The sequence below is a fragment of the Streptomyces sp. NPDC020731 genome (assembly GCF_044334705.1).
Classification (GTDB): domain Bacteria; phylum Actinomycetota; class Actinomycetes; order Streptomycetales; family Streptomycetaceae; genus Streptomyces.
Map to the genome: position 1 here is coordinate 516,877 of NZ_JBIRTN010000001.1, position 25,932 is coordinate 542,808.

Annotated in this window: 23 protein-coding genes; 6 read left to right on the top strand and 17 right to left on the bottom strand. The window is 72.4% G+C overall.

Annotation, left to right across the window (positions count from 1 at the left end):
- Positions 1-37: 37 nt before the first annotated feature.
- Both ACH4VX_RS02365 and glnA read right to left on the bottom strand, forming a co-directional pair.
- On the bottom strand, positions 38-295 hold the full coding sequence (locus tag ACH4VX_RS02365; RefSeq protein WP_398365260.1) for a hypothetical protein: 258 nt from the start codon (positions 293-295) through the stop codon (positions 38-40).
- 130 nt (positions 296-425) lie between these two features.
- Positions 426-1,835: a type I glutamate--ammonia ligase gene (glnA, locus tag ACH4VX_RS02370; protein WP_398365262.1), complete on the bottom strand. Its 1,410-nt coding sequence runs from the start codon at positions 1,833-1,835 to the stop codon at positions 426-428.
- A gap of 210 nt (positions 1,836-2,045) precedes the next feature.
- Here glnA and ACH4VX_RS02375 point away from each other — a divergent pair, with 210 nt between their 5' ends.
- The gene (locus ACH4VX_RS02375) at positions 2,046-2,516 is read left to right on the top strand and encodes an RDD family protein (protein ID WP_398365263.1); all 471 of its coding nucleotides are present in this window, start codon (positions 2,046-2,048) and stop codon (positions 2,514-2,516) included.
- 101 nt (positions 2,517-2,617) lie between these two features.
- Here ACH4VX_RS02375 and ACH4VX_RS02380 read toward each other — a convergent pair whose 3' ends face one another.
- The 4 genes from ACH4VX_RS02380 to lipB all read right to left on the bottom strand — a co-directional run bounded on the left by ACH4VX_RS02380 (position 2,618) and on the right by lipB (position 5,799).
- Positions 2,618-3,322 carry a DUF4191 domain-containing protein gene (locus ACH4VX_RS02380; RefSeq protein WP_398365265.1) on the bottom strand — a complete coding sequence of 235 codons (705 nt, stop codon included), beginning with the start codon at positions 3,320-3,322 and terminating at the stop codon, positions 2,618-2,620.
- A gap of 37 nt (positions 3,323-3,359) precedes the next feature.
- Positions 3,360-3,590 (bottom strand): hypothetical protein, encoded by a 231-nt coding sequence (locus ACH4VX_RS02385; protein WP_398365267.1) that lies wholly within the window; start codon positions 3,588-3,590, stop codon positions 3,360-3,362.
- A gap of 268 nt (positions 3,591-3,858) precedes the next feature.
- Complete coding sequence (lipA, locus tag ACH4VX_RS02390) at positions 3,859-4,848, bottom strand: lipoyl synthase (protein WP_398365269.1); 990 nt, start codon at positions 4,846-4,848, stop codon at positions 3,859-3,861.
- A 132-nt stretch (positions 4,849-4,980) separates the two neighbouring features.
- A complete protein-coding gene (lipB, locus tag ACH4VX_RS02395) occupies positions 4,981-5,799 on the bottom strand; it encodes a lipoyl(octanoyl) transferase LipB (RefSeq protein WP_398365271.1) in 819 nt (272 codons plus the stop codon).
- Between the two features lie 299 nt (positions 5,800-6,098).
- On the opposite strand from lipB, the gene ACH4VX_RS02400 reads away from it, so the two are divergent.
- Complete coding sequence (locus ACH4VX_RS02400; RefSeq protein WP_398365273.1) at positions 6,099-7,553, top strand: regulator; 1,455 nt, start codon at positions 6,099-6,101, stop codon at positions 7,551-7,553.
- A 190-nt stretch (positions 7,554-7,743) separates the two neighbouring features.
- Here ACH4VX_RS02400 and ACH4VX_RS02405 read toward each other — a convergent pair whose 3' ends face one another.
- Together ACH4VX_RS02405 and ACH4VX_RS02410 are read right to left on the bottom strand one after the other, a co-directional pair.
- Entirely contained in the window at positions 7,744-9,147 is a 1,404-nt protein-coding gene (locus ACH4VX_RS02405) for an NAD(P)/FAD-dependent oxidoreductase (RefSeq protein ID WP_398365275.1), read from the bottom strand.
- Positions 9,148-9,377: 230 nt separating this feature from the next.
- Entirely contained in the window at positions 9,378-10,280 is a 903-nt protein-coding gene (locus ACH4VX_RS02410) for a TIGR01777 family oxidoreductase (RefSeq protein WP_398365277.1), read from the bottom strand.
- Between the two features lie 72 nt (positions 10,281-10,352).
- Here ACH4VX_RS02410 and ACH4VX_RS02415 point away from each other — a divergent pair, with 72 nt between their 5' ends.
- The gene (locus tag ACH4VX_RS02415; RefSeq protein ID WP_398365279.1) at positions 10,353-10,838 is read left to right on the top strand and encodes a GNAT family N-acetyltransferase; all 486 of its coding nucleotides are present in this window, start codon (positions 10,353-10,355) and stop codon (positions 10,836-10,838) included.
- Positions 10,839-10,844: 6 nt separating this feature from the next.
- On the opposite strand, the gene ACH4VX_RS02420 is transcribed toward ACH4VX_RS02415, so the two are convergent.
- Positions 10,845-12,029 carry a MarP family serine protease gene (locus tag ACH4VX_RS02420; protein WP_398365280.1) on the bottom strand — a complete coding sequence of 395 codons (1,185 nt, stop codon included), beginning with the start codon at positions 12,027-12,029 and terminating at the stop codon, positions 10,845-10,847.
- A 198-nt stretch (positions 12,030-12,227) separates the two neighbouring features.
- Between ACH4VX_RS02420 and ACH4VX_RS02425 the strand changes: the two genes are divergently transcribed.
- Together ACH4VX_RS02425 and ACH4VX_RS02430 are read left to right on the top strand one after the other, a co-directional pair.
- Positions 12,228-13,133 (top strand): peptidoglycan recognition protein, encoded by a 906-nt coding sequence (locus ACH4VX_RS02425; protein ID WP_398365282.1) that lies wholly within the window; start codon positions 12,228-12,230, stop codon positions 13,131-13,133.
- On the top strand, positions 13,130-13,306 hold the full coding sequence (locus ACH4VX_RS02430) for a hypothetical protein (protein WP_398365284.1): 177 nt from the start codon (positions 13,130-13,132) through the stop codon (positions 13,304-13,306). Before ACH4VX_RS02425 ends, ACH4VX_RS02430 begins: the two co-directional genes overlap by 4 nt.
- 16 nt (positions 13,307-13,322) lie before the next feature.
- Here the strand turns inward: ACH4VX_RS02430 and ACH4VX_RS02435 are convergent, their stop codons facing one another.
- The 7 genes from ACH4VX_RS02435 to ACH4VX_RS02465 form a co-directional block, all read right to left on the bottom strand.
- Positions 13,323-13,844 carry a DUF4240 domain-containing protein gene (locus tag ACH4VX_RS02435; RefSeq protein ID WP_398365403.1) on the bottom strand — a complete coding sequence of 174 codons (522 nt, stop codon included), beginning with the start codon at positions 13,842-13,844 and terminating at the stop codon, positions 13,323-13,325.
- 161 nt (positions 13,845-14,005) lie between these two features.
- Positions 14,006-14,980 carry a helix-turn-helix transcriptional regulator gene (locus ACH4VX_RS02440; RefSeq protein WP_398365286.1) on the bottom strand — a complete coding sequence of 325 codons (975 nt, stop codon included), beginning with the start codon at positions 14,978-14,980 and terminating at the stop codon, positions 14,006-14,008.
- Positions 14,981-15,042: 62 nt separating this feature from the next.
- On the bottom strand, positions 15,043-17,745 hold the full coding sequence (gene aceE / locus ACH4VX_RS02445; RefSeq protein WP_398365287.1) for a pyruvate dehydrogenase (acetyl-transferring), homodimeric type: 2,703 nt from the start codon (positions 17,743-17,745) through the stop codon (positions 15,043-15,045).
- Positions 17,746-18,169: 424 nt separating this feature from the next.
- The gene (locus ACH4VX_RS02450; protein WP_398365289.1) at positions 18,170-18,793 is read right to left on the bottom strand and encodes a GntR family transcriptional regulator; all 624 of its coding nucleotides are present in this window, start codon (positions 18,791-18,793) and stop codon (positions 18,170-18,172) included.
- Positions 18,794-19,008: 215 nt separating this feature from the next.
- Positions 19,009-20,811 (bottom strand): 2-oxoglutarate dehydrogenase, E2 component, dihydrolipoamide succinyltransferase, encoded by a 1,803-nt coding sequence (gene sucB, locus ACH4VX_RS02455; protein ID WP_398365291.1) that lies wholly within the window; start codon positions 20,809-20,811, stop codon positions 19,009-19,011.
- 62 nt (positions 20,812-20,873) lie between these two features.
- Entirely contained in the window at positions 20,874-22,262 is a 1,389-nt protein-coding gene (gene lpdA, locus ACH4VX_RS02460; RefSeq protein WP_398365293.1) for a dihydrolipoyl dehydrogenase, read from the bottom strand.
- A 429-nt stretch (positions 22,263-22,691) separates the two neighbouring features.
- The gene (locus ACH4VX_RS02465; RefSeq protein ID WP_398365295.1) at positions 22,692-24,224 is read right to left on the bottom strand and encodes a leucyl aminopeptidase; all 1,533 of its coding nucleotides are present in this window, start codon (positions 24,222-24,224) and stop codon (positions 22,692-22,694) included.
- A gap of 310 nt (positions 24,225-24,534) precedes the next feature.
- Between ACH4VX_RS02465 and ACH4VX_RS02470 the strand changes: the two genes are divergently transcribed.
- Positions 24,535-25,353 (top strand): endo alpha-1,4 polygalactosaminidase, encoded by an 819-nt coding sequence (locus ACH4VX_RS02470; RefSeq protein WP_398365297.1) that lies wholly within the window; start codon positions 24,535-24,537, stop codon positions 25,351-25,353.
- On the opposite strand, the gene ACH4VX_RS02475 is transcribed toward ACH4VX_RS02470, so the two are convergent.
- Positions 25,313-25,918, bottom strand: coding sequence for an RDD family protein (locus ACH4VX_RS02475; protein WP_398365299.1), 606 nt, complete (start codon positions 25,916-25,918; stop codon positions 25,313-25,315). The genes ACH4VX_RS02470 and ACH4VX_RS02475 overlap by 41 nt on opposite strands.
- Between the last annotated feature and the right edge of the window lie 14 nt (positions 25,919-25,932).

Here is a 25,932-nt window from a genome sequence, read left to right on the forward strand (position 1 = left end):
GCGCACCAGAGGTCCGGTGGATACCGCGTCGGCGGGATCAGTACGGGCGGAAGTCGATGTAGCCGAGCAGCACGATCACCGCCACGACGCAGCCGAGCACCACGGCCGTCGAGACCCACGACGAGCGGCCGGACGATCCCCGGTACTCCGGTTCGCCGCGGAACGGGACGGGTCCGGGCGGGTTGTCCTTCCAGCGGGCGGCGAGCATCCGGGCCCGGGCCGACGGCTCCTTGTGCGCGGCACCGTCCGCCCACTTGATGTCGAACTCCCGCTCCGTGTCGTCCCGTTCGGACATCCCCGTGACTTTCTCTCGAACAACGGTGTCAGACCAAGGATCCCTCTCCGGGCGCGGAGAGGGAAGCTTTCCGGACACACGACGGCGCCCCCGCCCTGGAGGAACCAGAGGCGGGGGCGCCGTGGCCCGGTCACACGTCGAAGTAGAGCTCGAACTCGTGCGGGTGCGGGCGGAGCTGCAGCGGGGCGATCTCGTTGGTGCGCTTGAAGTCGATCCACGTCTCGATCAGGTCCGGCGTGAAGACGTCGCCCTGGAGGAGGAACTCGTGGTCGGCCTCGAGGCGGTCGAGGACGGCACCGAGGGAGGTCGGGACCTGGGCCACATTGGCGTGCTCCTCGGGAGCCAGCTCGTAGAGGTCCTTGTCGATCGGCTCGGCCGGCTCGATCTTGTTCTTGATGCCGTCCAGACCTGCCAGCAGCAGCGCCGAGAAGGCCAGGTAGGGGTTGCCGGAGGCGTCCGGGGCGCGGAACTCGACGCGCTTGGCCTTCGGGTTCGACCCGGTGATCGGGATGCGCATCGCGGCGGAGCGGTTGCGCTGCGAGTACACCAGGTTCACCGGCGCCTCGAAGCCCGGCACCAGACGGTGGTACGAGTTCACCGTCGGGTTGGTGAAGGCCAGCAGCGACGGCGCGTGCTTGAGGATGCCGCCGATGTAGTAGCGGGCCATGTCCGACAGGCCGGCGTAGCCCTGCTCGTCGTAGAAGAGCGGGTCGCCGCCCGCCCACAGCGACTGGTGGACGTGCATGCCGGAGCCGTTGTCACCGAAGATCGGCTTGGGCATGAAGGTCGCGGTCTTGCCGTTGCGCCAGGCGACGTTCTTCACGATGTACTTGAAGAGCTGCAGGTCGTCGGCGGCCGCGAGCAGCGTGTTGAACTTGTAGTTGATCTCGGCCTGGCCGGCGGTGCCCACCTCGTGGTGCTGGCGCTCGACCTGCAGCCCGGACTTGGCCAGCTCCAGGGAGATCTCGGCGCGCAGGTCGGCGAAGTGGTCGACCGGCGGGACCGGGAAGTAGCCGCCCTTGTAGCGGACCTTGTAACCGCGGTTGTCCTCCAGCGCACCGGTGTTCCAGGCGCCCGCCTCGGAGTCGATGTGGTAGAAGGACTCGTTCTCGGACGTCTTGAAGCGCACGCTGTCGAAGACGTAGAACTCGGCCTCGGGACCGAAGAACGCGGTGTCCGCGATACCGGTGGAGGCGAGGTAGGCCTCGGCCTTCTTGGCCACGTTGCGCGGGTCGCGGGAGTACTGCTCGCCCGTGATCGGGTCGTGGATGAAGAAGTTGACGTTCAGCGTCTTGTCGCGGCGGAACGGGTCGACACGGGCGGTGGACAGGTCCGCGCGCAGCGCCATGTCGGACTCGTGGATGGCCTGGAAGCCACGGATCGACGATCCGTCGAACGCCAGCTCCTCGTCCGGGTCGAACGCCTCGGCAGGGATCGTGAAGTGCTGCATCACACCCGGGAGGTCGCAGAACCGGACGTCGATGAACTTGACGTCCTCGTCCGCGAGGTACTTCTTGGCGTCGTCGGCGTTCTGGAACATCCAGCTCCTCCTACTCCCGACCGTCCCGCCGGGGTGGTAGATCGTTCGTGTGGCCGGTGCGGGTGGCACACGCTGCACTCGACCCTAGGGACGGGTCATTTCTCGGGCGTGACCCATTTGTTTCGCACAAGTTAACCGGCTCCTCTCCCACGGTAGTCCCGGCGCACCCCGCCGTCCTGTGGTCATATCCGGGCGCAGTACCGTGGACGGGTGGACAACAGGCAAGCAATCGGATCATGGCTCTCCGGGCCCCGCGCGGCCCTGGAGGACGCCGGTGCCGAGTTCGGCTACCGGGGGGAGCAGCTGGGGCTGCCGGAGGACGGACCGGGCTCGATCGCACGCCCCGGCCGCAGGCTCGGCGCCCTCGCCGTGGACTGGGGTCTGTGCGTCCTGATCGCATACGGCCTGATCACCGACGGCTACGACGGACAGGCGACCGGCAACTGGGCGCTGCTGGTGTTCCTCGTGCTGAGCGTCCTCACCGTCGGCACGGTCGGCTTCACGCCCGGCAAGCGTCTGTTCGGGCTGCGGGTGGTCGCCCTCGGGACCGGCCGGGTCCAGCCGCTGCGCGGCCTGGTGCGCTCCGCGCTGCTGTGCCTCGCCGTCCCCGCGCTCGTCTGGGACCGCGACGGCCGCGGCCTGCACGACCGGCTGGCCCGCACGGTCGAGGTGCGGATCTGACACCCACTCCCGACGGATACGACGGGATACCGCGACGGGGGCGCCGGAAGTGATTCCGGCGCCCCCGTCGTCGTAGAGGAAGTCGTGGAGGAAAGGGTGGGTCAGCGGCCCCTCGGCCCGCCGCCCTTCGGCAGTTTCATGCCCTTGGGCATCGGGCCCTTCGGCAGCGGCATGTTGCTCATCAGGTCACCCAGGGCGCGCAGCCGGTCGTTGGTCGCGGTGACCTGCGGGCCGGTGAGCACGCGGGGCAGCTTGAGCATGGTCGTACGGACCTTCTTCAGCTCGACCTGGCCCTCGCCGGTGCCCACGATCAGGTCGTGCACCGGGACGTCCGCGACGATGCGGTTCATCTTCTTCTTCTCGGCGGCCAGCAGGCTCTTCACCCGGTTCGGGTTGCCCTCGGCGACCAGCACGATGCCGGCCTTGCCGACCGCGCGGTGCACCACGTCCTGGCTGCGGTTCATCGCCACCGCGGGGGTCGTCGTCCAGCCCCGGCCGATGTTGTCGAGCACGGCCGCGGCGGCGCCCGGCTGTCCCTCCATCTGCCCGAAGGCGGCCCGCTCGGCCCTGCGTCCGAAGACGATCGCCGTCGCGAGGAAGGCGAACAGGAGGCCCAGGATGCCGAGATAGATGGGGTATCCGAGCAAGAAACCGATCGCGAGGAAGACACCGAAGGTGACGATTCCGACAGCCGCGAGTACAAGACCGATCTTTTTGTCGGCCCTGCGGGTCATCTTGTAGGTCAGGGCAATCTGTTTCAGTCGCCCGGGGTTCGCAGCGTCCGCTGCGGTTTCCTTCCTCGCCATGTCATGAAGTCTACGTGGCCCCGCCGGGGGCGGTGGGTCAGGGGCGGGTCGTCAGGGACGGAGCGCCCAGGGCCGGGGTGCCCGGGCTCTGGTCGAGGACGCGCTGTGCCTCGACCCGGTCCTTGGCGCGACGGCGGTCCTCCAGCACCGAGGTCCAGGCGTTGCGGCGGGCGGTGCGCTGGCCGCCGCTCATCAGCAGCGACTCGACGGCGCGCAGTGCGGTGGTGAAGGACGGGACGGCGGTGGCGCGGACGGGCGCGGCCTGCATGGTGGAGGTCTCCCTCGGTGCGGGCGGGTAGGGGTCTACGTGCTGTGATTCCAGGCTCACTGACTGGTGTTACCAGGGCGTGACCGGCCGGTCAAACAGGCATGAAGCCTCGGTGGCCGGGTCCGGAACGCCGACGCGGTCCCGACCTGTGCCCTCATCTGCGAGGACTGTCGGGACCGCGTCGTCTCGGCCATTACCGGCGGGTAGCGCCTTGTGTGTGAATTCACACCCTGTCGGTGGCGGAGCGCCGGACCGCTCCGGGAGTGCGTCAGACGGCCTGGGAGGCCGCGTACGCGCCCCCCCGCTGCGGAGCAGCTGACTGACGCAGCTCGACCGCCATCCGGTACAGGCGGCCGGCGCGGTACGAGGAGCGGACCAGCGGGCCGGACATCACACCGGAGAAGCCGATCTGCTCGGCCTCCTCCTTCAGTTCCACGAACTCGTGCGGCTTCACCCAGCGCTCGACGGGGTGGTGGCGCACGGAGGGCCGCAGGTACTGCGTGATGGTGACCAGCTCGCAGCCGGCGTCGTGCAGCTGCTTCAGCGCCTCGCTGACCTCCTCGCGGGTCTCGCCCATGCCGAGGATCAGGTTCGACTTGGTGACCAGACCGTAGTCACGGGCGTCGGTGATGACCTTCAGGGAGCGGTCGTAGCGGAAGCCGGGACGGATCCGCTTGAAGATCCGGGGCACCGTCTCGACGTTGTGCGCGAAGACCTCGGGGCGGGAGGAGAAGACCTCCGCCAGCTGCTCGGGGACGGCGTTGAAGTCGGGGGCGAGCAGCTCGACCTTGGTGCGGCCGTCCGCGCGGTCCGCCGTCTGCGCGTGGATCTGGCGCACGGTCTCGGCGTACAGCCAGGCGCCGCCGTCCTCCAGGTCGTCGCGGGCGACGCCGGTGATGGTGGCGTAGTTCAGGTCCATGGTGACCACGGACTCGCCCACGCGGCGCGGCTCGTCACGGTCGAGCGCCTCGGGCCTGCCGGTGTCGATCTGGCAGAAGTCGCAGCGCCGGGTGCACTGGTCGCCGCCGATGAGGAAGGTCGCCTCGCGGTCCTCCCAGCACTCGTAGATGTTCGGACAGCCGGCTTCCTGGCAGACCGTGTGCAGGCCTTCGCTCTTGACGAGGTTCTGCATCTTGGAGTACTCGGGGCCCATTTTCGCCCGGGTCTTGATCCACTCGGGCTTGCGCTCGATGGGGGTCTGGCTGTTGCGGACCTCCAGGCGCAGCATCTTGCGTCCGTCGGGTGCGACTGCGGACACGACCGGCTCCCTAGCGTTTGATTCTTCGGCGTCCTCAAGGGTACGCCCGTTGATTTGAAACCCGGCGTGGGTGTTGGACCGCTGGGCACTGCCGCCCCCGGCCCCCGCTCCGGCCCTGAACGGGCCTTGTCCTCAAACGCCGGTCAGGCTGTTCCGTGCCGGTGTCTTCTCGATCGCCCGGGGCTTCGGTTCCGCGTTCCCCAGGATCTCCCGGAGGTGGCGCTCCGCGACGGGGAGCACCTCGGCGATCGTGATGTCGCGGCCCAGCTCGTTCGCCAGGGAGGCGACGCCCGCGTCGCGGATGCCGCACGGGATGATCTTGTCGAACCACTTGTTGTCGGGGTTCACGTTCAGCGCGAAACCGTGCATCGTGACGCCCTTGGCCACACGGATGCCGATCGCGGCGATCTTGCGGTCCTCGCGGCGCTGGCCGGCGTTGGAGGGCGCGTACTCCGGGCCGTTGAGGCGGGGGTCGAACTCGTCGTCGGTGAGCCGGGGGTCGAAGTCCAGGGAGAGTCCGCCGAGCGCGGGGCGCTGCTCCACCGGGTCGCCCAGCACCCACACCCCGCTGCGGCCCTCGACCCGGGTGGTCTCCAGGCCGAACTCCGCGCAGGTGCGGATCAGGGCCTCCTCCAGGCGGCGGACGTGCGCGACCACGTCCACCGGGCGGGGCAGCTTCTGGATCGGGTAGCCCACCAGCTGGCCGGGGCCGTGCCAGGTGATCTTGCCGCCGCGGTCCACGTCGATGACCGGGGTGCCGTCGAGAGGGCGCTCGCTCGCCTCGGTGCGGCGGCCGGCCGTGTAGACCGGGGGGTGCTCCAGGAGGATCACGGTGTCGGGCACCTCGTCGGCGAACCGTGCCGCGTGCACCCGGCGCTGCTCGTCCCAGGCCAGCCGGTAGTCCACGGCCTCGGCCCCGAAGCCCATTCGCACGAACCGCAACTCGCTCACGGCAAGCGCCTCCCTAGAAGGTCGTCAGGCACGAAACGCGCCCACGCCACTGTACGACCGTTCGAGTGGGTGTCGGTGGGCGGCCGCCCGGGCGGCTCGGCCGGGGCCGGCCGAGGGGTCGGGCGGGTGCGGGCCGTCAGCTTTCGGGGCAATCCTCACACGATCGGATGAATGCCGGTCGAAGTCCGCGATCGGGTGTTTACTCTCCGCTACATTCGCGCCGTCCGTGTGGCCATAAGGGCTGCTCACAAGCAATCCGGGCACCTCGCTCAGCCGGAAGGCAGGAGACCGCACCGCAGATGACGGAACGACCCGCGCAGCGCACCCCCAACCGACAACTCGCCGCGCTCATCGCAGAAGCGGGGTTCTCCAACGCGGGACTCGCCCGTCGCGTGGACCAGCTCGGTCTCGAACACGGGCTCGACCTGAGATACGACAAGACGTCCGTCACCCGCTGGCTGCGCGGGCAGCAGCCCAGGGGCACCACACCGGCACTGATCGCCGAGGTCTTCACCCGGCGTCTGGGCCGCCGCCTGACCGCACAGGACCTCGGGCTGGACGCCTGTGCGCCGGTCTACGCGGGGCTGGAGTTCGCCGCCGCCCCCGAGGAGGCCGTCGACATCGTCAGCGGGCTGTGGCGCAAGGACTCCGGCAGCCACGCCGAGCTGCGGAAGATCGCCTTCACCTCGGCGGGGCTGGTCGTGCCGAGCCGGGACTGGCTGATCGGGCGGGCGGACGAGAAGGTGGCCCGGGCGGAGCCGCCGGTACGGGTTCCGGCGCAGGGCAGGCCGTCGGTCCGGCCGGCCGAACCGCTCGCGCGCCGGCGTTCCACGGCCGAACGCGGTCCGGGTCACCGGGTCACCGGAGGTGACATCGCGGCGCTGCGTTCGGTCGGTGAGCTGTTCCGCACGCTCGACGACGCGTACGGCGGCGGGCACGCCCGCCAGGCACTCGTGCGGTACCTGGAGCACGAGTGCGAGCCGATGCTGCGCGGCACGTACGGCGAGCAGACCGGCCGCCGGCTGTTCGCGGCCGCCGCGGATCTGACCCGGCTGGCCGGCTGGACGTCGTACGACATCGCCGCGCACGGGCTCGCGCAGCGGTACTTCGTGCAGGCGCTCCGGCTGGCGCAGGCGGCGGGGGACCGGCCCTACGGCGCGTACGTCCTGGTCACCATGAGCCGGCAGGCCGTCTACCTCGGGCACGGGCGGGAGGCCGTGCAGCTGGCACGGGTGGCCCAGCAGGGGGCGGGCGGGTCCGGTCCGCCGGTGGTGCAGGCGCTGCTGCACGCGGCCGAGGCACGGGGGCACGGGGTGCTGGGGGAGGTGCGTGCCTGCACGGCCGCGCTGGTGCGCGCGGAGCGGGCGCTGGAGGGGGCGCGGCCCGGTGACGAGGTTCCGTACTGGGCGCGCTTCTTCGACGAGGCGCAGCTCGCCGACGAGTTCGGGCACTGCCACCGGGACCTGCAGCAGTTCCGGGCCGCCGCACAGCACGCGGAGCGGTCGCTGCAGTTGCGGGCGCCGGGGTACGCCCGTAGCCGGCTCTTCTGCCGGATGGTGCTGGCGACCGCCCGGCTCGGTCTGGGGGAGCTGGACCAGGCGTGCCAGCTGGCCGCCGAGGCGGCCGGTCAGGCGGCGGAGATGCGGTCGGTGCGGGCCGTCGAGTACGTCCGTGACTTCGAACGGAAGCTGGAGCCGTACCGGGACGCGGCTCCCGTGCGCACGTACCGCGACAAGATCGCGGCGTACGGCTGACGACCCCGCCCCGGCCGCTCCCGTGGGCAGTGGTGCCCCGCCCCGGCCGCTCCCGCGGGCAGTCGTGCCGCTGGGGCGGCACGGGTGGGCGCGACGGCACCCCGCAAGCGCCGGGCCGCGCAACCCCATCCCCGGCCCCCACCAACGCGGGGCACCCGCAAGGCGCCGGACCGCGCGCCCGACCCCCGGCTCACGCCGCGCGAACGCTCGGCACCGGATCCGCCGTATGCATCGACCGGTCCGCCCCCAGGTCCGTCAGGATCGCCGCCGACGCCCGGTGCGCCGAGTGCAACGCCCCCTGCACCGTCCCGGTGTCCCGGTGGTCACCACAGACGTACAGGCCCGCCAGCAACCGCACGGGCCGCCGCAGATCGTGCGGCGGCCGCATCGCCGGCACCGCCTCCGCGGTGTGGTGCACACCCAGCGTCTCCCAGCGCGCCGTCGACACGCCGTACAGCCGGGCCAGGTGCATGCGTACGGCCGTGTCGATCCCCGGTGCGGGCGGCCCCAGGACCGTCGAGCTGACCAGCGTGCGCCCGGCCGGGGCCCGGGACGGGTCGACCCGGCTGACGACCGCCGTGTGCGCCACCGGCCCGCCCCGCTCGGCGTCGAGCAGCAGCGAGGCACCGGTCCCCGGGGCCTCGTCGGTGCTGTGGTGCACCACCGTCACGGGGTGGAAGTCCGGCACCCGCAGCCCGGGCAGCAGCTCGGCGGCGGCCCGCGCCCCGGTCGCGACCAGCACCGCGCCGCACCGGAACTCCCCGTGTTCCGCGGTGGTCACCGAGGTCGTCGACACGGAGGTGACCCGCACCCCCGTGTGCACCGTGCCCGGCGGCAGCGTCCGCGCCAGCTGCCGCGGCAGCGCCTCGGCACCGCCCTCCGGCACACACAGCCGTCCGCTCGCGAACGCCCGCAGCGCCAGATCCGCGCACCGGCTGGACGTGGTGAGATCCGGATCGCACAGCAGGGCGGCGAGCAGGGGGCGCAGAAAACCGTCGATGGTCCGGGCGGGCAGGCCCCGGGCCGGCAGCGCCTCGGCCGCCGTCGTCTCGGGCCGGGCCAGCAGCCGTTCCACCGGCGTGCTCGCGAGCCTGCTGAACGCGGCGCCCAGGCGGGCCTGGTCGACCGCCGTGCCCAGCGGGGCGCCGGTGCGGCTGCGGGGCACGGACACCTGCCGTCCGGGCACGGCCACCGGCCTTCTGGGTCCGCCTCCCGGCCGTGGGGCGCTCGCCAGGGCGCGCACGGCATGGAGCGCGCCCCTGGCGCTCCGTGCCCCCCTCGCGCCCGGCTGCACGCCCGCACGATGGTGCCGTCCGTCGCTGTGCAGCAGGACACCGGGTGCGAAGGGCCGCAGCACCAGCCCGTCGAGGCCCGCGGCCGGCCGCAGCTCGGGATACGCCGTGGACAGCAACCGTCCGATCCGGTCGAGCCGGAAGCCGTCGATCTTCTCGGTCGCCATCCGGCCGCCCACCTCATGGGCGGCCTCCAGGACCATGGTGGTGACTCCTGCGCTGGTCAGTCGTCGCGCCGCGGAGAGTCCGGCGACCCCGGCTCCCACGACGACGACGTCCGCCTGGTACGTGGGTTCGAGCACGTGCCCCTCCTCGAGGTTGCGCGGGCGCTGGAGACGTCATGCCCTCAACAGGCCCCAGGGATACCCGGGTTCTGGTCGAGGTTAGGTCCGTGGCCGAGCGCCTGGTCAGTCGCGCATGGACAGAGCACGGGCGCACGACGGTCGCATACGCACGCCGGATGGGCACGATGTGGTCGCAGAGGGCTCGGAGCCGGACCGGTTCCGGGCGGATCGTGGTCACGCGGGCGCGCTCACAGCGCCGCCCGGACCGCCCCCTCGATCCGGGGGAACGCGAACCGGAAGCCGGACTCCAGCAGCCGTGCCGGCAGCACCCGGGCGCTGCCGAGGACATCCCCGGCCAGCTCCCCGAGCACCGTCCGCAGCACCGGTGCCGGCACCGCGAACACCGCCGGCCGGTGCAGCACGCGCGCCATCGCCTCGGTGATCTCACGGTTGGTCACCGGATGCGGCGCGGTCAGGTTGAACGGCCCGGACAGCCCGTCGGCGTCCAGCAGATGGCGCAACGCGGCCACCTCGTCGTGCAGCGCGACGAACGACCAGTACTGGCGCCCGTCGCCCAGCCGTCCGCCCAGCCCGGCCCGGAACAGCGGGAAGAGCCGGCCCCACGCCCCGCCCCCGCGCGCCACCACAAGACCGGTGCGTGCGAACACCGTCCGCACGCCCGCCTCCCGCGCCGGCGTCGTGGCCGCCTCCCACTCGACGCACAGCTCCGGCAGGAAGCCCTCGCCCGGCGGCGCGCTCTCGTCCACCGTCCGGTCGCCGGTCTCGCCGTAGTAGCCGATCGCGCTGCCGTTGAGGAACACCCGGGGCCGTACGTCCTCGGGCAGCCCGGCGACGGCCTCGGCGAGCGCGGTCGTGCCCCCGACCCGGCCGGCCCTGATCCGTGCCTTGTAGGCCGCCGTCCAGCGCCGGTCGCCGACCCCGGCCCCGGCCAGATTCACCACCGCGTCGCACCCGGCGAGCCCGGCCGCGTCCACCGTCCCGCGCTCCGGGTCCCAGCGGACCTCGCCCGCCGCCCGCGGCGCCCTCCGCACCAGCCGGACCACCTCGTGCCCGTCCGCCGCCAGGGACCGCGCCAGCGCGCCACCGATGAGCCCGGACGCGCCGGCCACCGCGATTCGGGAACGTTCCATGGCGTCCATCCTGCCCCGCACGGCCCGAAACGCACGACCGGGGCGTCAGGACCCGGCCGTACAGTGGCCCCCATGCCCGAACTGTCCATACGCACCGCCCGTTCCGGCGACGAGGGAGAGCTGGCCCGCCTCGACCGCGCGACCTGGTCCACCCTGCACGCCGTCACCCCGCAGCCGTCGTACGACTCGTTCTTCAGCGAGCGCTCCGGCCCCCGCGAGCACCGCGTCGCCGAGTACGGGGGCCGGCTCGTCGGCTACGTGCGCCTCGGCTTCGCCACCGAGCTCCCCTCCAACGCGCACGTACGGCAGATCCGCGGCCTCGCCGTCGCCGAGGAGGCGCGCGGCCTGGGCGTGGGCCGGGCCCTGGTGCGGGCCGCCGTCGCGGAGGCACGGGAGCGCGGCGCCCGCCGGATCACCCTGCGCGTGCTCGGCCACAACACCGCCGCCCGGGCGCTGTACGAGTCCGAGGGCTTCGTCGTGGAGGGCGTGCAGCCGGGGGAGTTCTTCCTCGACGGCGAGTACGTCGACGACGTCATGATGGGCCGGCCGCTGGTCTGACAGGACCTACGAGGTGACCGGTTCCCCCGTGTCCACCGGCGCCGTCGCGTCCGCCGCGCGCCCGGCGTCGTCCGCCACCTCGTCCGCCGTCAGCACATAGCCGGTCTCGGCGTCCGTGGTGGAGCGCGCGAACACCACGCCGTACACCCGGCCGTCCGTGGTCAGCAGCGGGCCGCCGGAGTTGCCGGGGCGGACGGTCGAGCGGATCGAGTAGATCTCACGGGTGACCGCCGCGTCGTTGTAGATGTTCTGCCCCCGGGCCGGGAGCCGGCCGGCGACCGTCGCCGCCTGCAGGTCGAGGTCGCCGTCCTGCGGGTAGCCCGCGACGACCGCCGAATCGCCGCGCCCGGCGTCGTCGTCGAACCCCAGGACGGGCGCCCGCAGGTCCGGCACGTACAGCACGGCCACGTCCTTCTGCGGGTCGAAGAGCACCACCCGCGCCTCGTACGTCCGTCCCACCCCGCCCACGCGCACGGTCGGCTCGTCGATGCCGGCCACCACATGGGCGTTGGTCATCACGTGCTCCGTCGCGTACACGAAGCCGCTGCCCTCCCGGCCCTGGGTGCCCGCGACGCCCTCGACCTTCACCGTGCTGCGCTGCGCGGCCCGGGTGGCGGCCGCGGTGACGCTGTCGCCGGTGGGCGCGGCGACCTCGGCGGTCGACTCGTTCTCGAACGGGTTGAAGACCTGCGGGAAACCCGCCTCGGTCAGCGCCGACGTGGCCCGGGAGAACCAGCCCGGGGTGGTGTCCGGCATCGCGTCCTGCACCGTGCCCAGCAGCCGCGAGTCCCGGATCGCCGACGTCACCAGCGGGGAGGAGGACGCGCCCAGCACGCTCGCCACCACCCACGCCACGATCAGCACGGCCACCGAGTTGGCCACCGCCCCGCCGACCCCGTCCGCCACCCGCAGCGGGCCCCGGTCCAGCTCCCGCCGCAGCCTGAGCGCCAGCCGCCCGGCCAGCTCATGGCCCGCCACGGCCGGCAGCAGCACCGTGAACACGGCCGTCACCGTCGCCCGGGTCGTCCCCGGCGTCACCAGGTCCATCACCCACGGCAGGATCCACACTCCGACGACCGCGCCGCCCACGAAACCGGCCAGCGAGACACAGCCCGCCAGCAGCCCGCGCCGGTAACCGGACGCCGCGTAGGCCAGGACGACCAGCAACAGCAGGATGTCGAGCAGGTCCACGCACGCCGCCTTTCTCTCGGGACCACCGGCCCTTCAATACGCGGGGGAGGGGCCCGGTGATCAGCCACGCGCGCGACGGCCGCGGGAATGCGGCCACGCGCGCGTGTACCGGGGAAAACGTCGCGGACCGAGGCGATGGTTCCACCGGGTGGCGCAGCACGGATCGCAGGCCCGGGATGATCGGCTCACAGTGGGACCATGCGTGTCCCCAGGAGACCGCGCGGAGCGCGGAAGCGCCGCTCCCCCCGGATACCCGGCGGGCCCGGCTCCCCGAGCCTGCCACGGGCCGTCACGGTGCCGCTCGGCTGTCTGCCGGGCCTGGCCGCCGCCGTCGCCCTGGTGCTGTGCGCCTACGGCGTCGAGCACGCCGCCGAGGATTCCGCCGGCCGCAGCGCCGCGCGGGCCACGGCCGCCCATCAGGCGCCGCCGCCGATCGTCGTACCCCGCTCCGCCTGGCTGGGCGACGCCGCGCGGGAACAGCCGCCGCCGCGCTACGACGACGAGGTCGTCGCCGTCTTCATCCACCACACCGACTCGCCCAACGGCTACGACTGCGCGGACGCCCCCGGCATCATCCGGGGCCTGTACGACGGCCAGACCGGCGCCCGCGACTGGGACGACCTCGGCTACAACTTCGTCGTCGACCGCTGCGGCACCGTCTACGAGGGCCGCGCGGGCGGCACCGACCGCCCCGTCACCGGCGCCCACACCCAGGGCTTCAACCACCGCACCACCGGGATCGCCGCCCTCGGCACCTTCACCGAGGGCGCTCGGGTGCCGCCGGAGATGCTGCGCGCGATCGCCGCCGTGGCCGCCTGGAAGCTCGGCACGTCCGGCACCGACCCGCGCGCCGACGTCCGGCTGGTCTCCAGCAACGGCGGCAGCCGCTACGCGGCCGGCACCACCGCCACCCTGCCCGCGGTCGCCGGCCACAGCGACGGCTACATGACCGACTGCCCGGGCGCCGCGCTCAGGGCCCGCCTCCCGGAGATCAGGACCCTGGCGGCCGGCCTCCAGGGACGCGAGACCGAGGACACCCTGCCCGACGACACCCAGACCGCCGTACGGAACAACGACACACGGAACGAAGAGCAGGTCCCATGAACGACACACCCGACCGAAGTACCACCTGGGCGGACGCCCTGCGCCGCCCCTGGACGGCCCTGTGCGCCGCCGCCGCCGTCGTCCTGGGCCCGGCGGCCCACACCGCCTCCGCCCTCATGCAGGCCAACGCCGCGCCCCTGCGCCACGCCCCGAGCCCGCACCGACGTCTTTGAACCACCGGCTCGCCGCTCAGCCCCGGAACCGCTCCCACAGCCGCGGGTAGCGTTCGGCGAGCAGGGCCTCGTTCTCGAAGTCGAGCGGCGTGCCCTCCGGCTCCGCGGGGGCCGGGGGCAGCTCGAGGTCGGGCGCCACCGTGCCGGTGAGCTGCTCGTACGCCTCGTCCGCCGCGTAACCGAGGTCCTCGCCGTCGCCGTCGATCTCCTCGTCGAAGTCGTCGTCGAGCAGATCGGCCAGCGCGTCCGGATCGTGCAGCGCCCCCTCGAAGACCTCCCGGCCCTGGCCGATCAGCCAGCACCGGAAGTAGTCGAACGCGTCGTCGCTCGCCCCGTCCAGCAGCACCCAGGCGGCGCCCCACAGGTCCCAGTGGTAGGCGCGGTGGTAGCGGGACTCGAAGTGACGGGCGAAGTCCAGGACCGCCTCCGGGTCCAGCCGCAGCAGCCGCTCCACCAGCAGGTCGGCCTGCTCCTCCGGATCGCCCTCGGCGTCCTCGCGGGCGGTGTCGACCAGCTCCCAGAACTCCGTCTCGTCCATCACGAGGTCAAGCATCGGCCCTGCGGCCCACGGACGCACCCGCAGTGCGTGAAGGGGCGCGGGGAACTGCGCGAAGGGGATCTGGGGGCGGAGCCCCCAGGGACGGGACGGGAAGGGGCGGCGGGGGCGGAAAACCCAGGGCCCGCAAAGGGCGCCCCCTTTCACCGCCCGTACAGCCCCGCCAGCCGCGCAGCCTCCGCCGCGAACCGCTCCCGCAGGGACGGAGGCGCCAGCACCTCCACCTCCGCCCCCAGCGCAGTCAGCTGCGTATGGGCGACCTCCTCGGACTCCACCGGCAGGGCCACCGTCACCCACCCGCCCTCGTCCGGCTCGCCCGCCCGCGCCAGCGCCTCCCGCCCGGACAGCGGGTCCACGGCGTGCGGCAGCCGGCGCGCGCCCTCCGCCGACAGCCGCACCACGACCTCCGCGCGCAGGATGGACCGTGCGAACTGCTCCGCCCGCTCCTCCCAGAACGCGGGCAGATCGAAATCCTCCGCACGCTCGAAGCGCTCCTCGCCCGGCTCCACCGCCGTGAACCGGTCGATCCGGTACACCCGGAAGGACCCGCCCTGCGCCACCCGCGCGCACAGGTACCAGACGCCCGCCTTGAGCACGAGCCCGTACGGATCCAGCTCCCGCCCCACCTCGTTCTCGCCGCGCCGGTAGCGGGCGGTGACCCGCCGGTCGTCCCACACCGCGTCCGCGACCGCCGGCAGCAGCTCGGGCGTGACCGGCTCGCGGAACCAGTTCGGGGCGTCCAGATGGAACCGCTGCGCGGCCGTGCGGGAGGCGTCCCGGAGGGAGGGCAGCAGCGCCGCCGACACCTTCAGCCGGGCCGCCGAGGCCGCGTCCTCCAGCCCCATCTCGCGCAGCGCCCCCGGCACCCCGGACAGGAAGAGCGCCTCCGCCTCGCCGCGCGCCAGTCCGGTCAGCCGTGTCCGGTACCCGCCGACCAGCCGGTAGCCGCCGATCCGCCCCCGGTCCGCGTACACCGGCACCCCGGCCTCCGACAGCGCCTGCGCGTCCCGGGTGACCGTCCGCTCCGACACCTCCAGTTCCCGCGCCAGCTCGGCGGCGGTCATGGAAGGCCGGGACTGGAGCAGCAGCACCATCTTGATCAACCGGGCAGCACGCATGCGCCCCATCATGCAGGAGGCCCCCGCCCGGTGGGGCGGGGGCCTCCTGTCGTGCTCAAGCCCTACAGGCCGTACCTCTCGCGCGCTTCCTTCACGGCCGCGGCCTTGACCTCACCGCGCCGGGCGAGCTGGGCCAGGGCCGCGACGACGATGGACTCGGCGTCCACGCCGAAGTGGCGGCGGGCCGCGTCACGGGTGTCCGACAGACCGAAGCCGTCGGCGCCCAGCGACGAGTAGTCCTGCTCGACCCACTGCGCGATCTGGTCCGGGACCTGGCGCATGTAGTCGGACACCGCGAGCACGGGGCCCTCGGCGCCCTGCAGCGCCTGCCGGACGAACGGCATCCGCTCCTCGCCCCGCAGCAGCGCCTCGTCCGCCTCCATGGCGTCCCGGCGCAGCTCGGTCCACGAGGTGGCGGACCACACGTCGGCGGCCACGCCCCACTCCTCGGCGAGCAGCCGCTGCGCCTTCAGCGCCCAGTGGATCGCCGTACCGGAGCCGAGCAGCTGGATGCGCGGCGCGTTCGCGGCCGGGGAGAGGCCCGCGGACTCCGCCGTGTTGAAGCGGTACAGGCCCTTGACGATGCCCTCGTCGATGCCGGCGGCCGACGGCTTGGCGGGCTGCGGCAGCGGCTCGTTGTAGACCGTCAGGTAGTAGAAGACGTCCTGGTCCTCGTCGGGCAGGGCCTCGCCGAACATCCGGCGCAGACCCTCCTTGACGATGACACCGATCTCGTACGCGAACGCCGGGTCGTACGTCAGTGCCGCCGGGTTGGTCGCCGCGATGACCGGCGAGTGGCCGTCGGCGTGCTGCAGGCCCTCGCCCGTCAGCGTCGTGCGGCCCGCCGTGGCGCCGACCAGGAAGCCGCGGCCCATCTGGTCGCCGAGCTGCCACATCTGGTCGCCGGTGCGCTGCCAGCCGAACATCGAGTAGTAGATGTAGAACGGGATCATCGTCTCGCCATGCGTCGAGTACGACGTCGAGGCGGCGACGAACTCGGCCATGGCACCGGCCTCGGTGATGCCCTCGTTGAAGATCTGCCCGTTCTTGGCTTCCTTGTAGTACATCAGCTGGTCGCGGTCGACCGGCTCGTACGTCTGGCCCATCGGCGAGTAGATGCCGAGGGACGGGAAGAGGCTCTCCATGCCGAAGGTGCGCGCCTCGTCGGGGACGATCGGCACCCAGCGCTTTCCGGTCTCCTTGTCGCGGACCAGGTCCTTGACGAGGCGGACGAACGCCATGGTGGTGGCCACGTTCTGCGTGCCGGAGCCCTTGTCGAAGGCGGCGAACGCCTTGTCGGCGGGCTGGGGCAGCGGTGCGACCGGGTGCACGCGACGGGCCGGGGCCGGACCGCCGAGGGCGGCGCGGCGCTCCTGGAGGTAACGGACCTCGGGGGAGTCGGCGCCCGGGTGCACGTAGGGGACCTGGCCGTCGACGAACTGCGCGTCGGACACCGGCAGTTCCAGCCGGTCGCGCATCGCCTTGAACTCGTCCACCGTCAGCTTCTTCATCTGGTGGTTGGCGTTCTTCGAGGCGAAGCCCTCACCGAGGGTGTGGCCCTTGACCGTCTGCGCCAGGATCACGGTCGGCGCGCCCTTGTGGGCGAGCGCGGCCTTGTACGCGGCGTAGACCTTGCGGGACTCGTGGCCGCCGCGCGAGAGGTGGAAGCACTCGAGGATCTTGTCGTCGCTCAGCAGCTTCGCCATCTCGGCGAGCGCCGGGTCCTTGCCGAAGAAGTCCTGGCGGATGTAGGCGGCGTCGCGCGTCTGGTACGTCTGCACCTGCGCGTCCGGCACCTCACGGAGCCTGCGGACCAGCGCGCCGGTGGTGTCGAGCCGGAACAGCTCGTCCCAGGCCGTGCCCCACAGCGTCTTGATGACGTTCCAGCCGGCGCCGCGGAACTGGGCCTCCAGCTCCTGCACGATCTTGAAGTTGGCGCGGACCGGACCGTCGAGGCGCTGCAGGTTGCAGTTGATGACGAAGGTCAGGTTGTCCAGCTGCTCGCGGGAGGCGAGGGTGAGCGCGGTCGTCGACTCGGGCTCGTCCATCTCGCCGTCGCCGAGGAACGCCCATACGTGGGACTCGGAGACGTCCTTGATGCCGCGGCTGGTCAGATAGCGGTTGAACCGCGCCTGGTAGATCGCGGAGATCGGGCCGAGACCCATGGAGACGGTGGGGAACTCCCACAGCCAGGGCAGCCGGCGCGGGTGGGGGTACGACGGCAGGCCGTTGCCGCCCGCCTCACGGCGGAAGTTGTCGAGCTGCTCCTCGCCGATCCGGCCGTCGAGGAAGGCACGGGCGTAGATGCCGGGGGAGGCGTGGCCCTGGATGTAGAGCTGGTCGCCGGAGCCGTCCCCCTCCTTGCCGCGGAAGAAGTGGTTGAAGCCGGTCTCGTACAGCCAGGCCGCGGAGGCGAAGGTGGCGATGTGGCCGCCGACGCCGTACTTGCTGCCGCGGGTCACCATGGCCGCCGCGTTCCAGCGGTTCCACGCGGTGATCCGCTGCTCCAGCGCCTCGTCGCCGTCCACGGCGGGCTCGGCGGAGGTGGGGATGGTGTTGACGTAGTCCGTCTCGAGGAGCTTCGGCAGCGCGAGGCCGGCGCCCTCGGCACGCTCCAGCGTGCGGCGCATCAGGTACGCGGCACGGTGCGGCCCGGCCGCCTCGGTGACGGCGTCCAGGGAGGCCTGCCACTCGGCGGTCTCCTCGGGGTCGCGGTCCGGGAGCTGGTCGAGCTCGCTCGGCTGGATGGCGTTGGGGTCGGTCATGTCGCCGCCTTCCTCAGTCGAAGGGGGGTGCCCTTGTGTCTTTGGCAGGACAGGGCGGAGGGCTTGGGTGCAAGCCCGCTGGCGACTGTAACCCGCTGATCGATGATCGATCAAAGGGTTGAGGGGCAAAATCTCTCGATCCCGAGAAAGTCGGCACGGGGTGCCTCCGGCGGTGGCACGGGGTGACTGTCCCGTCGGGGGTTTGCGCAGGTGAGGGGGTGTGCGCGCAGAAGAGCTCGGGCGGCTCGGTGGTACAGCGGCCGCGGCCCGTCGCGGTGGCTGATCGCGCAGTTCCCCGCGCCCTGGAAGGGGCGCGGGGCGGTGTCGACGTGCGGCTCCGCCGCGCAGGCGCGAAGGGGGTCTGGGGGCGAAGCACCCGGGGACGGGACGGGAAGGGGCGGCGGGGGCGAGGAAACTCCCGGCACTACGCCCGAGGCGCACACCCCAGCACATGCGACTTGACCAGCTCCGCGATCCGAGGATCGCGCCGCCGGAACGCCGCCACCAGCTCCTCGTGCTCCTCCGCGTACGACTGCTGCACAGTCCCCAGCCACCGTATCGACAACGCCGTGAACACCTCGATCCCCAGCCCCTCCCACGTGTGCAGCAGCACCGAGTTGCCCGCGGCCCGCACCAACTCCCGGTGAAACCCCACGGTGTGCCGCACCTGCCCCGTCCCGTCCGCCAGCCGGTCCGCCTCGTACAGCGCGGCGACGTGCGGCTCCAGCGCCGAGCAGTCCTCCGCCAGCCGCCCGGCGGCCAGCTCCGCCGCGATCGCCTCAAGGCCCGCCCGCACCGGGTAGCTCTCCTCCAGGTCGGCGGCCGTGAGATTGCGCACCCGCACGCCCTTGTTGGGCGCCGACTCGATCAGCCGCAGCGACTCCAGCTCGCGCAGCGCCTCCCGTACGGGCGTCTGGCTGACCTCCAGCTCGGTGGCGATCCGCCGCTCCACGATCCGCTCGCCCGGCTGCCAGCGTCCGCTGATGATCCCTTCCAGGATGTGCTCGCGGATCTGTTCGCGCAGCGAGTGGACGACGGGCGCGGTCATGAGGGGCTCCTTAGCGGGGCCCACAGGCCCCCGGGGGGCTTTGACGCTTAGACAATACGGCCGCGGGCCCGTGCGGGAGGGGCGCACAGGGGTGCTTTCGCCCAGGTGAGACGAGACTTACACGTTCCATACGCCGGTGCCCCCGCCCGGGAAGCCTCGAAAGCTTCCCCGACGGGGGCACCGTACGACCGTGTCAGCGACCGCGGATCACGGGATCACAGACCGAGCTCGACCTCGAACTCGCCCGCCTCCAGGATCGCCTTGACCGCCGTCAGGTAACGGGCCGCGTCGGCACCGTCCACCAGGCGGTGGTCGTAGGAGAGGGTCAGGTAGGTCATGTCGCGGACGCCGATGACCGTACCCTCCTCGGTCTCGATGACGGCCGGACGCTTGACCGTGGCACCGATGCCGAGGATCGCGACCTGGCCCGGGGGCACGATGATCGTGTCGAACAGCGCGCCGCGCGAACCGGTGTTGGAGATGGTGAAGGTCGCGCCGGCCAGCTCGTCCGGGCTGATCCTGCTGGCCCGGACCTTGCCCGCCAGGTCGGCCGTGGCCTTGGCGATACCGGCGATGTTGAGGTCACCGGCGTGCTTGATGACCGGGGTCATCAGGCCCTTCTCGGAGTCCACCGCGATACCGATGTTCTCGGTGTCGAAGTAGGTGATGGTCCCCTCGGCCTCGTTGATCTTGGCGTTGACCGGCGCGTGGGCCTTCAGCGCCTGGGCCGCGGCCTTGACGAAGAACGGCATCGGGGAGAGCTTGACGCCCTCACGCGCCGCGAACGCGTCCTTGGCGCGGGCGCGCAGCTTCATCAGGCGGGTGACGTCGACCTCGACCACCGAGGACAGCTGGGCCTGCTCGTGCAGGGCCTTGACCATGTTGTCGCCGATGACCTTGCGGATCCGCGGCATCTTCACGGTCTGACCGCGCAGCGGGGAGGCCTCGAGGGCCGGGGCCTTCTTCGCGGCGGGCGCCGCTGCGGCGGCCGGGGCCGGGGCGGCGGCGGCCTTCGCGGCCTCGGCGGCGGCGATGACGTCCTGCTTGCGGATACGGCCGCCGACGCCGGTGCCCTTGACGGTGGACAGGTCGACGCCGTTCTCGGCGGCGAGCTTGCGCACCAGCGGGGTCACGTAGGCGCCCTCGTCCGTGGCCTGGGCGGCGGCAGGAGCGGCGGCCGGGGCCGCGGGCGCCTGCGGGGCCGGAGCCGGGGCGGCCTGCTGCGGGGCGGGAGCCGGGGCCGGGGCGGGAGCCGGGGCCGGGGCGGCCTGCTGCGGGGCCGGGGCCGGGGCCGGGGCGGGAGCCGGGGCCGGGGCGGCCTGCTGCGGGGCCGGGGCGGGCTGCGCCGGGGCCTCGGGGGCGGCCGGGGCGGGGGCGGCGGCCGGAGCGGCACCCGCCTCGCCGATGACGGCGAGCTTGGCGCCGACCTCGGCGGTCTCGTCCTCGCCGACCACGATCTCCAGCAGCGTGCCGGAGGCGGGGGCGGGGATCTCGGTGTCGACCTTGTCCGTCGACACCTCCAGCAGCGGCTCGTCGGCCTCGACGGTGTCACCGACCGACTTCAGCCAGCGGGTGACGGTGCCCTCGGTGACGGACTCGCCGAGCGCGGGCAGGACCACGTCCGTGCCCTGGGCGGAGCCGCCGCCGGCCGTGGCCTCGGCGGTGGGCGCCGGGGCCGGGGCGGCCTGCTCGGCGGAGGGCTGGGCCTGCGGCTCCGGGGCGGGAGCCGGCGGGGCGGCCTGCTCGGCGGCCGGGGCCGGGGCGGCCGCGGGGGCGCCGGAGCCGTCGTCGATCAGCGCCAGCTCGGCGCCGACCTCGACCGTCTCGTCCTCGGCGACCTTGATGGAGGACAGCACGCCGGAGGCGGGAGAGGGGATCTCGGTGTCGACCTTGTCGGTGGAGACCTCGAGCAGCGGCTCGTCGGCCTCGACGCGCTCGCCCTCGGCCTTCAGCCACCGGGTGACAGTGCCCTCGGTGACGCTCTCGCCGAGCGCCGGAAGGGTTACGGAAACCGCCATGGTTTCGGTTGCTCCTTTAAAAGTGCGGAAGTCTGTGTCGTCGCGCCCGATGAGCGAGAGCGTCAGTCGTGGGAGTGGAGGGGCTTTCCGGCCAGCGCCAGGTGAGCCTCGCCCATCGCCTCGTTCTGCGTCGGGTGGGCGTGGATGAGCTGGGCCACCTCGGCCGGCAGCGCTTCCCAGTTGTAGATCAGCTGGGCCTCGCCGACCTGCTCGCCCATGCGGTCGCCGACCATGTGGACGCCGACCACCGCACCGTCCTTGACCTGGACGAGCTTGATCTCGCCCGTGGTCTTAAGGATCTTGCTCTTGCCGTTGCCCGCCAGGTTGTACTTCAGGGCGACGACCTTGTCCGCACCGTAGATCTCCTTGGCCTTGGCCTCGGTGATGCCGACGGAGGCGACCTCCGGGTGGCAGTACGTCACCCGCGGGACACCGTCGTAGTCGATCGGGACGGTCTTGAGACCGGCCAGGCGCTCCGCCACCAGGATGCCCTCGGCGAAGCCGACGTGCGCGAGCTGGAGCGTCGGGACGAGGTCACCGACGGCGGAGATCGTCGGGACGTTGGTGCGCATGTACTCGTCGACCAGGACGTAGCCGCGGTCCATGGCGACCCCGGCCTCCTCGTAGCCCAGGCCCTGGGAGACCGGGCCGCGGCCGACGGCGACGAGCAGGACCTCGGCCTCGAACTCCTTGCCGTCCACCAGGGTGACCTTGACACCGTCCTGGGTGTACTCGGCCTTCTGGAAGAAGGTGCCCAGGTTGAACTTGATGCCGCGCTTGCGGAACGCGCGCTCGAGAAGCTTGGAGGAGTTCTCGTCCTCGACCGGGACGAGGTGCTTCAGACCCTCGATGACGGTGATGTCGGCACCGAAGGACTTCCACGCGGAGGCGAACTCGACACCGATGACGCCGCCGCCGAGGACGATCGCGGACTTCGGCACGCGGTCCAGGACGAGGGCGTGGTCGGAGGAGATGATGCGGTTGCCGTCGATCTCCAGGCCCGGCAGCGACTTCGGCACGGAGCCGGTCGCCAGCAGGACGTGGCGGCCCTGGACACGCTGGCCGTTGACGTCGACGGAGGTGGGGGAGGACAGCCGGCCCTCACCCTCGATGTAGGTGACCTTGCGGGAGGCGATCAGGCCCTGCAGGCCCTTGTACAGGCCCGCGATCACGTCGTCCTTGTACTTGTGGACGGCCGCCATGTCGATGCCCTCGAAGGTGGCCTTCACACCGAACTGCTCGCTCTCGCGGGCCTGGTCGGCGATCTCGCCCGCGTGCAGCAGGGCCTTCGTGGGGATGCAGCCGTTGTGCAGGCAGGTACCGCCGACCTTGCCCTTCTCGATCAGGGCGACGTCCAGGCCCAGCTGCGCCCCGCGCAGCGCCGCGGCGTAACCACCGCTGCCACCGCCGAGGATCACTAGGTCGAAAACGGTGCTGGCGTCGTTCGCCACGTCACGTCCTCCATGCATGTGCGCCACGCCGGTCTCCAGTGACCGGTCGGCGGCTGGTGTCCGGCCGCTCAATGTTCTCGGCCCTTGGGTGGGGCCCTGTCCTGCCGAGCCCCATCTTCGCACCTGTAGGACCCGAACGAGACGCCGGGCCGTGGTGTGAGACACCCCACGTCCCGGTCCAACGGCCGCCGGGACAGCCCTCCGGGACCGCGGCGCACTGTCTGATCTGCGGCTCCGCCGCGTGGGCACGACCGGTGCGCAGCACCTGCCGGGAGGGCCGGCGGCAGCCGACCCAGAAGGGGGCGCGGGGCTGTGCCTGGTCTGCGGCTCCGCCGCGCGGGCGCGACAAGCCACATCGGACCCGCAGTCGCACACTGCCCCGCACCCCCGAGCTGTCAGGCGCCCCGATAGGCGCCCCACCAGGCACCCCTAGCCGAGGTCCCCCGCGGCCGCCAGCTCGGCGAGCCGGACCAGCGTGCGAACAGCCGACCCCGTCCCGCCCTTCGGCGTGTACCCGAACGGCCCGCCCTCGTTGAACGCCGGCCCGGCGATGTCCAGGTGCGCCCAGGTGATCCCCTCACCCACGAACTCGCGCAGGAACAGCCCGGCGACCAGCCCGCCGCCCATCCGCTCACCCATGTTGGCGATGTCGGCGGTCGCCGAGTCCATCCCCTTGCGCAGGTGCTCCGGCAGCGGCATCGGCCACGCCGGCTCGCCGACCTCCGCCGCCGCCTCGTGCACCGCGGAGCGGAACGCGTCGTCGTTCGCCATGATCCCGAACGTACGGCTGCCCAGCGCCAGCATCATCGCGCCGGTCAGCGTCGCGACGTCCACGATCGCGTCCGGCTTCTCCTGGGAGGCCGCCCACAGCGCGTCGGCCAGGACCAGCCGGCCCTCGGCATCGGTGTTGAGCACCTCCACGGTCTTGCCGCTGTACATGCGCAGCACGTCACCCGGGCGCGTCGCCGAGCCGGACGGCATGTTCTCGGCCAGCGCCAGCCAGCCGGTCACGTTGACCTCCAGGCCGAGGCGCGCGGCGGCGACGACCGCGGCGAACACGGCGGCGGCACCGCTCATGTCGCACTTCATCGTCTCGTTGTGACCGGCCGGCTTCAGCGAGATGCCGCCCGAGTCGTAGGTGATGCCCTTGCCGACCAGCGCGAGGTGCTTCTTCGCCTTGGACGAGGTGTACGACAGCTTCACCAGCCGCGGGCCCGACGCCGAACCGGCACCGACGCCGAGGATGCCGCCGTAACCGCCCTTGGTCAGGGCCTTCTCGTCGAGCACCTGCACCTTGATGCCGTGCTCCTTGGCCGCGGTCTGGGCGACGGCCGCGAACGCCTCGGGGTCGAGGTCGTTCGGCGGGGTGTTGATGAGGTCGCGGGCGCGGTTGAGCTCCTCGGCGACGGCGGTGGCGCGCTCGACCGCGGCCTTGTACGCCTTGTCGCGGGGCTTGCCGCCGAGCAGCGCGGCCTCGGCGAGCGGCGCCTTGCCGTTCTTCTTGTCCTTGCCGTTGTCCTTGTAGGCGTCGAAGGAGTACGCGCCGAGCAGCACGCCCTCGGCGACCGCGCCGGCGTCGGCGGCGTCCGTCAGGGGCAGGGCGAACGCGGCCTTCTTGACGCCGGTGAGGGCGCGGGCGGCGACACCGGCCGCCTTGCGCAGCGCCTCGGTGTCGTAACCGGCGTCCTTCTCGGGCTGGGCGCCGAGGCCCACCGCCACCACGAGCGGCGCCTTGAAGCCGGCCGGCGCGGGGAGCTTCGTCACCTCGCCCTCGGCACCGGACGCGCCGAGGGTCTCCAGGACGCCGGCCAGCCTGCCGTCGTACGCCTGGTCCACGGCCTCGGCGCCCGGTGCGACGACGGGGCCCCCGGGCTTTGACGCGGAGCCCTTGGCGACACCGATCACGATCGCGTCGGCCCGCAGACCGGGGACCGCGGCGGTGCTGAGAGTGAGAGCAGTCACGGTGGTGAAATCTCGCTTCCGATGTGAAGTTGCTGTGGCCGAAGGGTGTGGGTCGACCGGGCCCGGCAGCCGACCCTAGTTGCGACATACGGGCGCGGTGCCGTCGGGGTCGTCCCCGGACGGCGAACACTCGGCACGAGACTACGCGCGTGTGAGCGTTCGCCCACTCCTGAGGGCGTTCACCTCCCCGTGACGCCGCGGCCGTGCTCCGGGCCCGCCGCCGCACCCGGAGGCGGCGACGATCATCCTTGAGGTTCCTGTGTGCCCCCGCGGTGCCGACCGCACCGCCGCCCGTTCTGGAGACCGCCCGGTGAGACGACCTTTCCTCCTTGTCCCGCTGCTCGCCCTGCTGCTGGCGGCCTGTACGACCGCGTCCGGACCCGACGCGGACGACGCCGACGGCGCGGCCGGCGCGAAGACGCCGGCCGGCGGGCATTGGCGGCCCCGGCCCGGCACCGACTGGCAGTGGCAGCTCAGCGGACGGCTCGACACCTCCGTCGACGTCCCGGTCTACGACATCGACGGCTTCGACCATTCGAAGGAGACGGTCACCAAGCTGCACCGCGACGGCCGGAAGGTCATCTGTTACCTCTCCACCGGCGCCTGGGAGGACTTCCGCCCGGACGCGGACGACTTCCCGAAGTCGGTGATCGGCCGCGGCAACGGCTGGGAGGGCGAGCGCTGGCTCGACATCCGCCGTACCGACGTACTGGAGCCGCTCATGGCGCGGCGCCTGGACATGTGCCGGGACAAGGGCTTCGACGCGGTGGAGCCGGACAACATGGACGGCTACCGCAACCGCACCGGGTTCCCGCTCACCGCCGGCGACCAGCTCCGCTACAACCGGCTCGTCGCCCGGCTCGCCCACGAGCGCGGTATGGCCGTCGGCCTGAAGAACGACCTGGACCAGATCCCCGAACTGGTCGACGACTTCGACTTCGCGGTCAACGAACAGTGCGCCCAGTACGGCGAGTGCGCGGAGCTGACACCGTTCGTCGAGGCGGACAAGGCCGTCTTCCACGTCGAGTACGAGCTGACCACCGACCGCTTCTGCGCCGACTCCCGGCGGCTGGGACTGAGTTCCCTGCTCAAGAAGTACGAACTGGACGCATGGCGTCGGGCCTGCTGAGGCCGAGCCCCGTCACCGACGTGCCCGCCACCCGGTCGGCGAGGGAGCGGCGGCCGGGGCCCAGCACGGGCAGCGCGTTGAACAGGAACAGGGCCACCGCGACCGCCCACACCAGCACGGACAGCGCGAACTGTCCCTCGATCAGCAGCACGCAGGCCACGGTGTACACGGCGACGTCCGCCGCCGTGGTCATCGCCGCCCGGCGGGCCGCCGCGCCGGGCCCGCGCGGTGTGATCCGCAGCCCGGTCACTCCCTTGCCGACGGTGCGCCCGATCAGGGCCAGGCACGCCCACTGGTAGAGGAACGTGGCGACGACCAGCAGCCCGAAGGCCTGTTCGACGTACGGCACGGACCTGTTCCACAGCGACAGGCCGAGGTGCCCGGAGGCGTCGACCACGTCACCGCGCGAGGTCAGCAGGTCGAAGCCGTCGCGGGTGGCGAGTTCGGGCACGTCGGTGACGAGGGTGGATATGCGGTTGAAGGTGAGCACCGCGAGTGCCGAGGCCGGCGCCACCACCAGCGCGAAGTCGACGAACCAGGCCACGGCACGACGAAATGCCGGCATCGACGTCCCCCCGT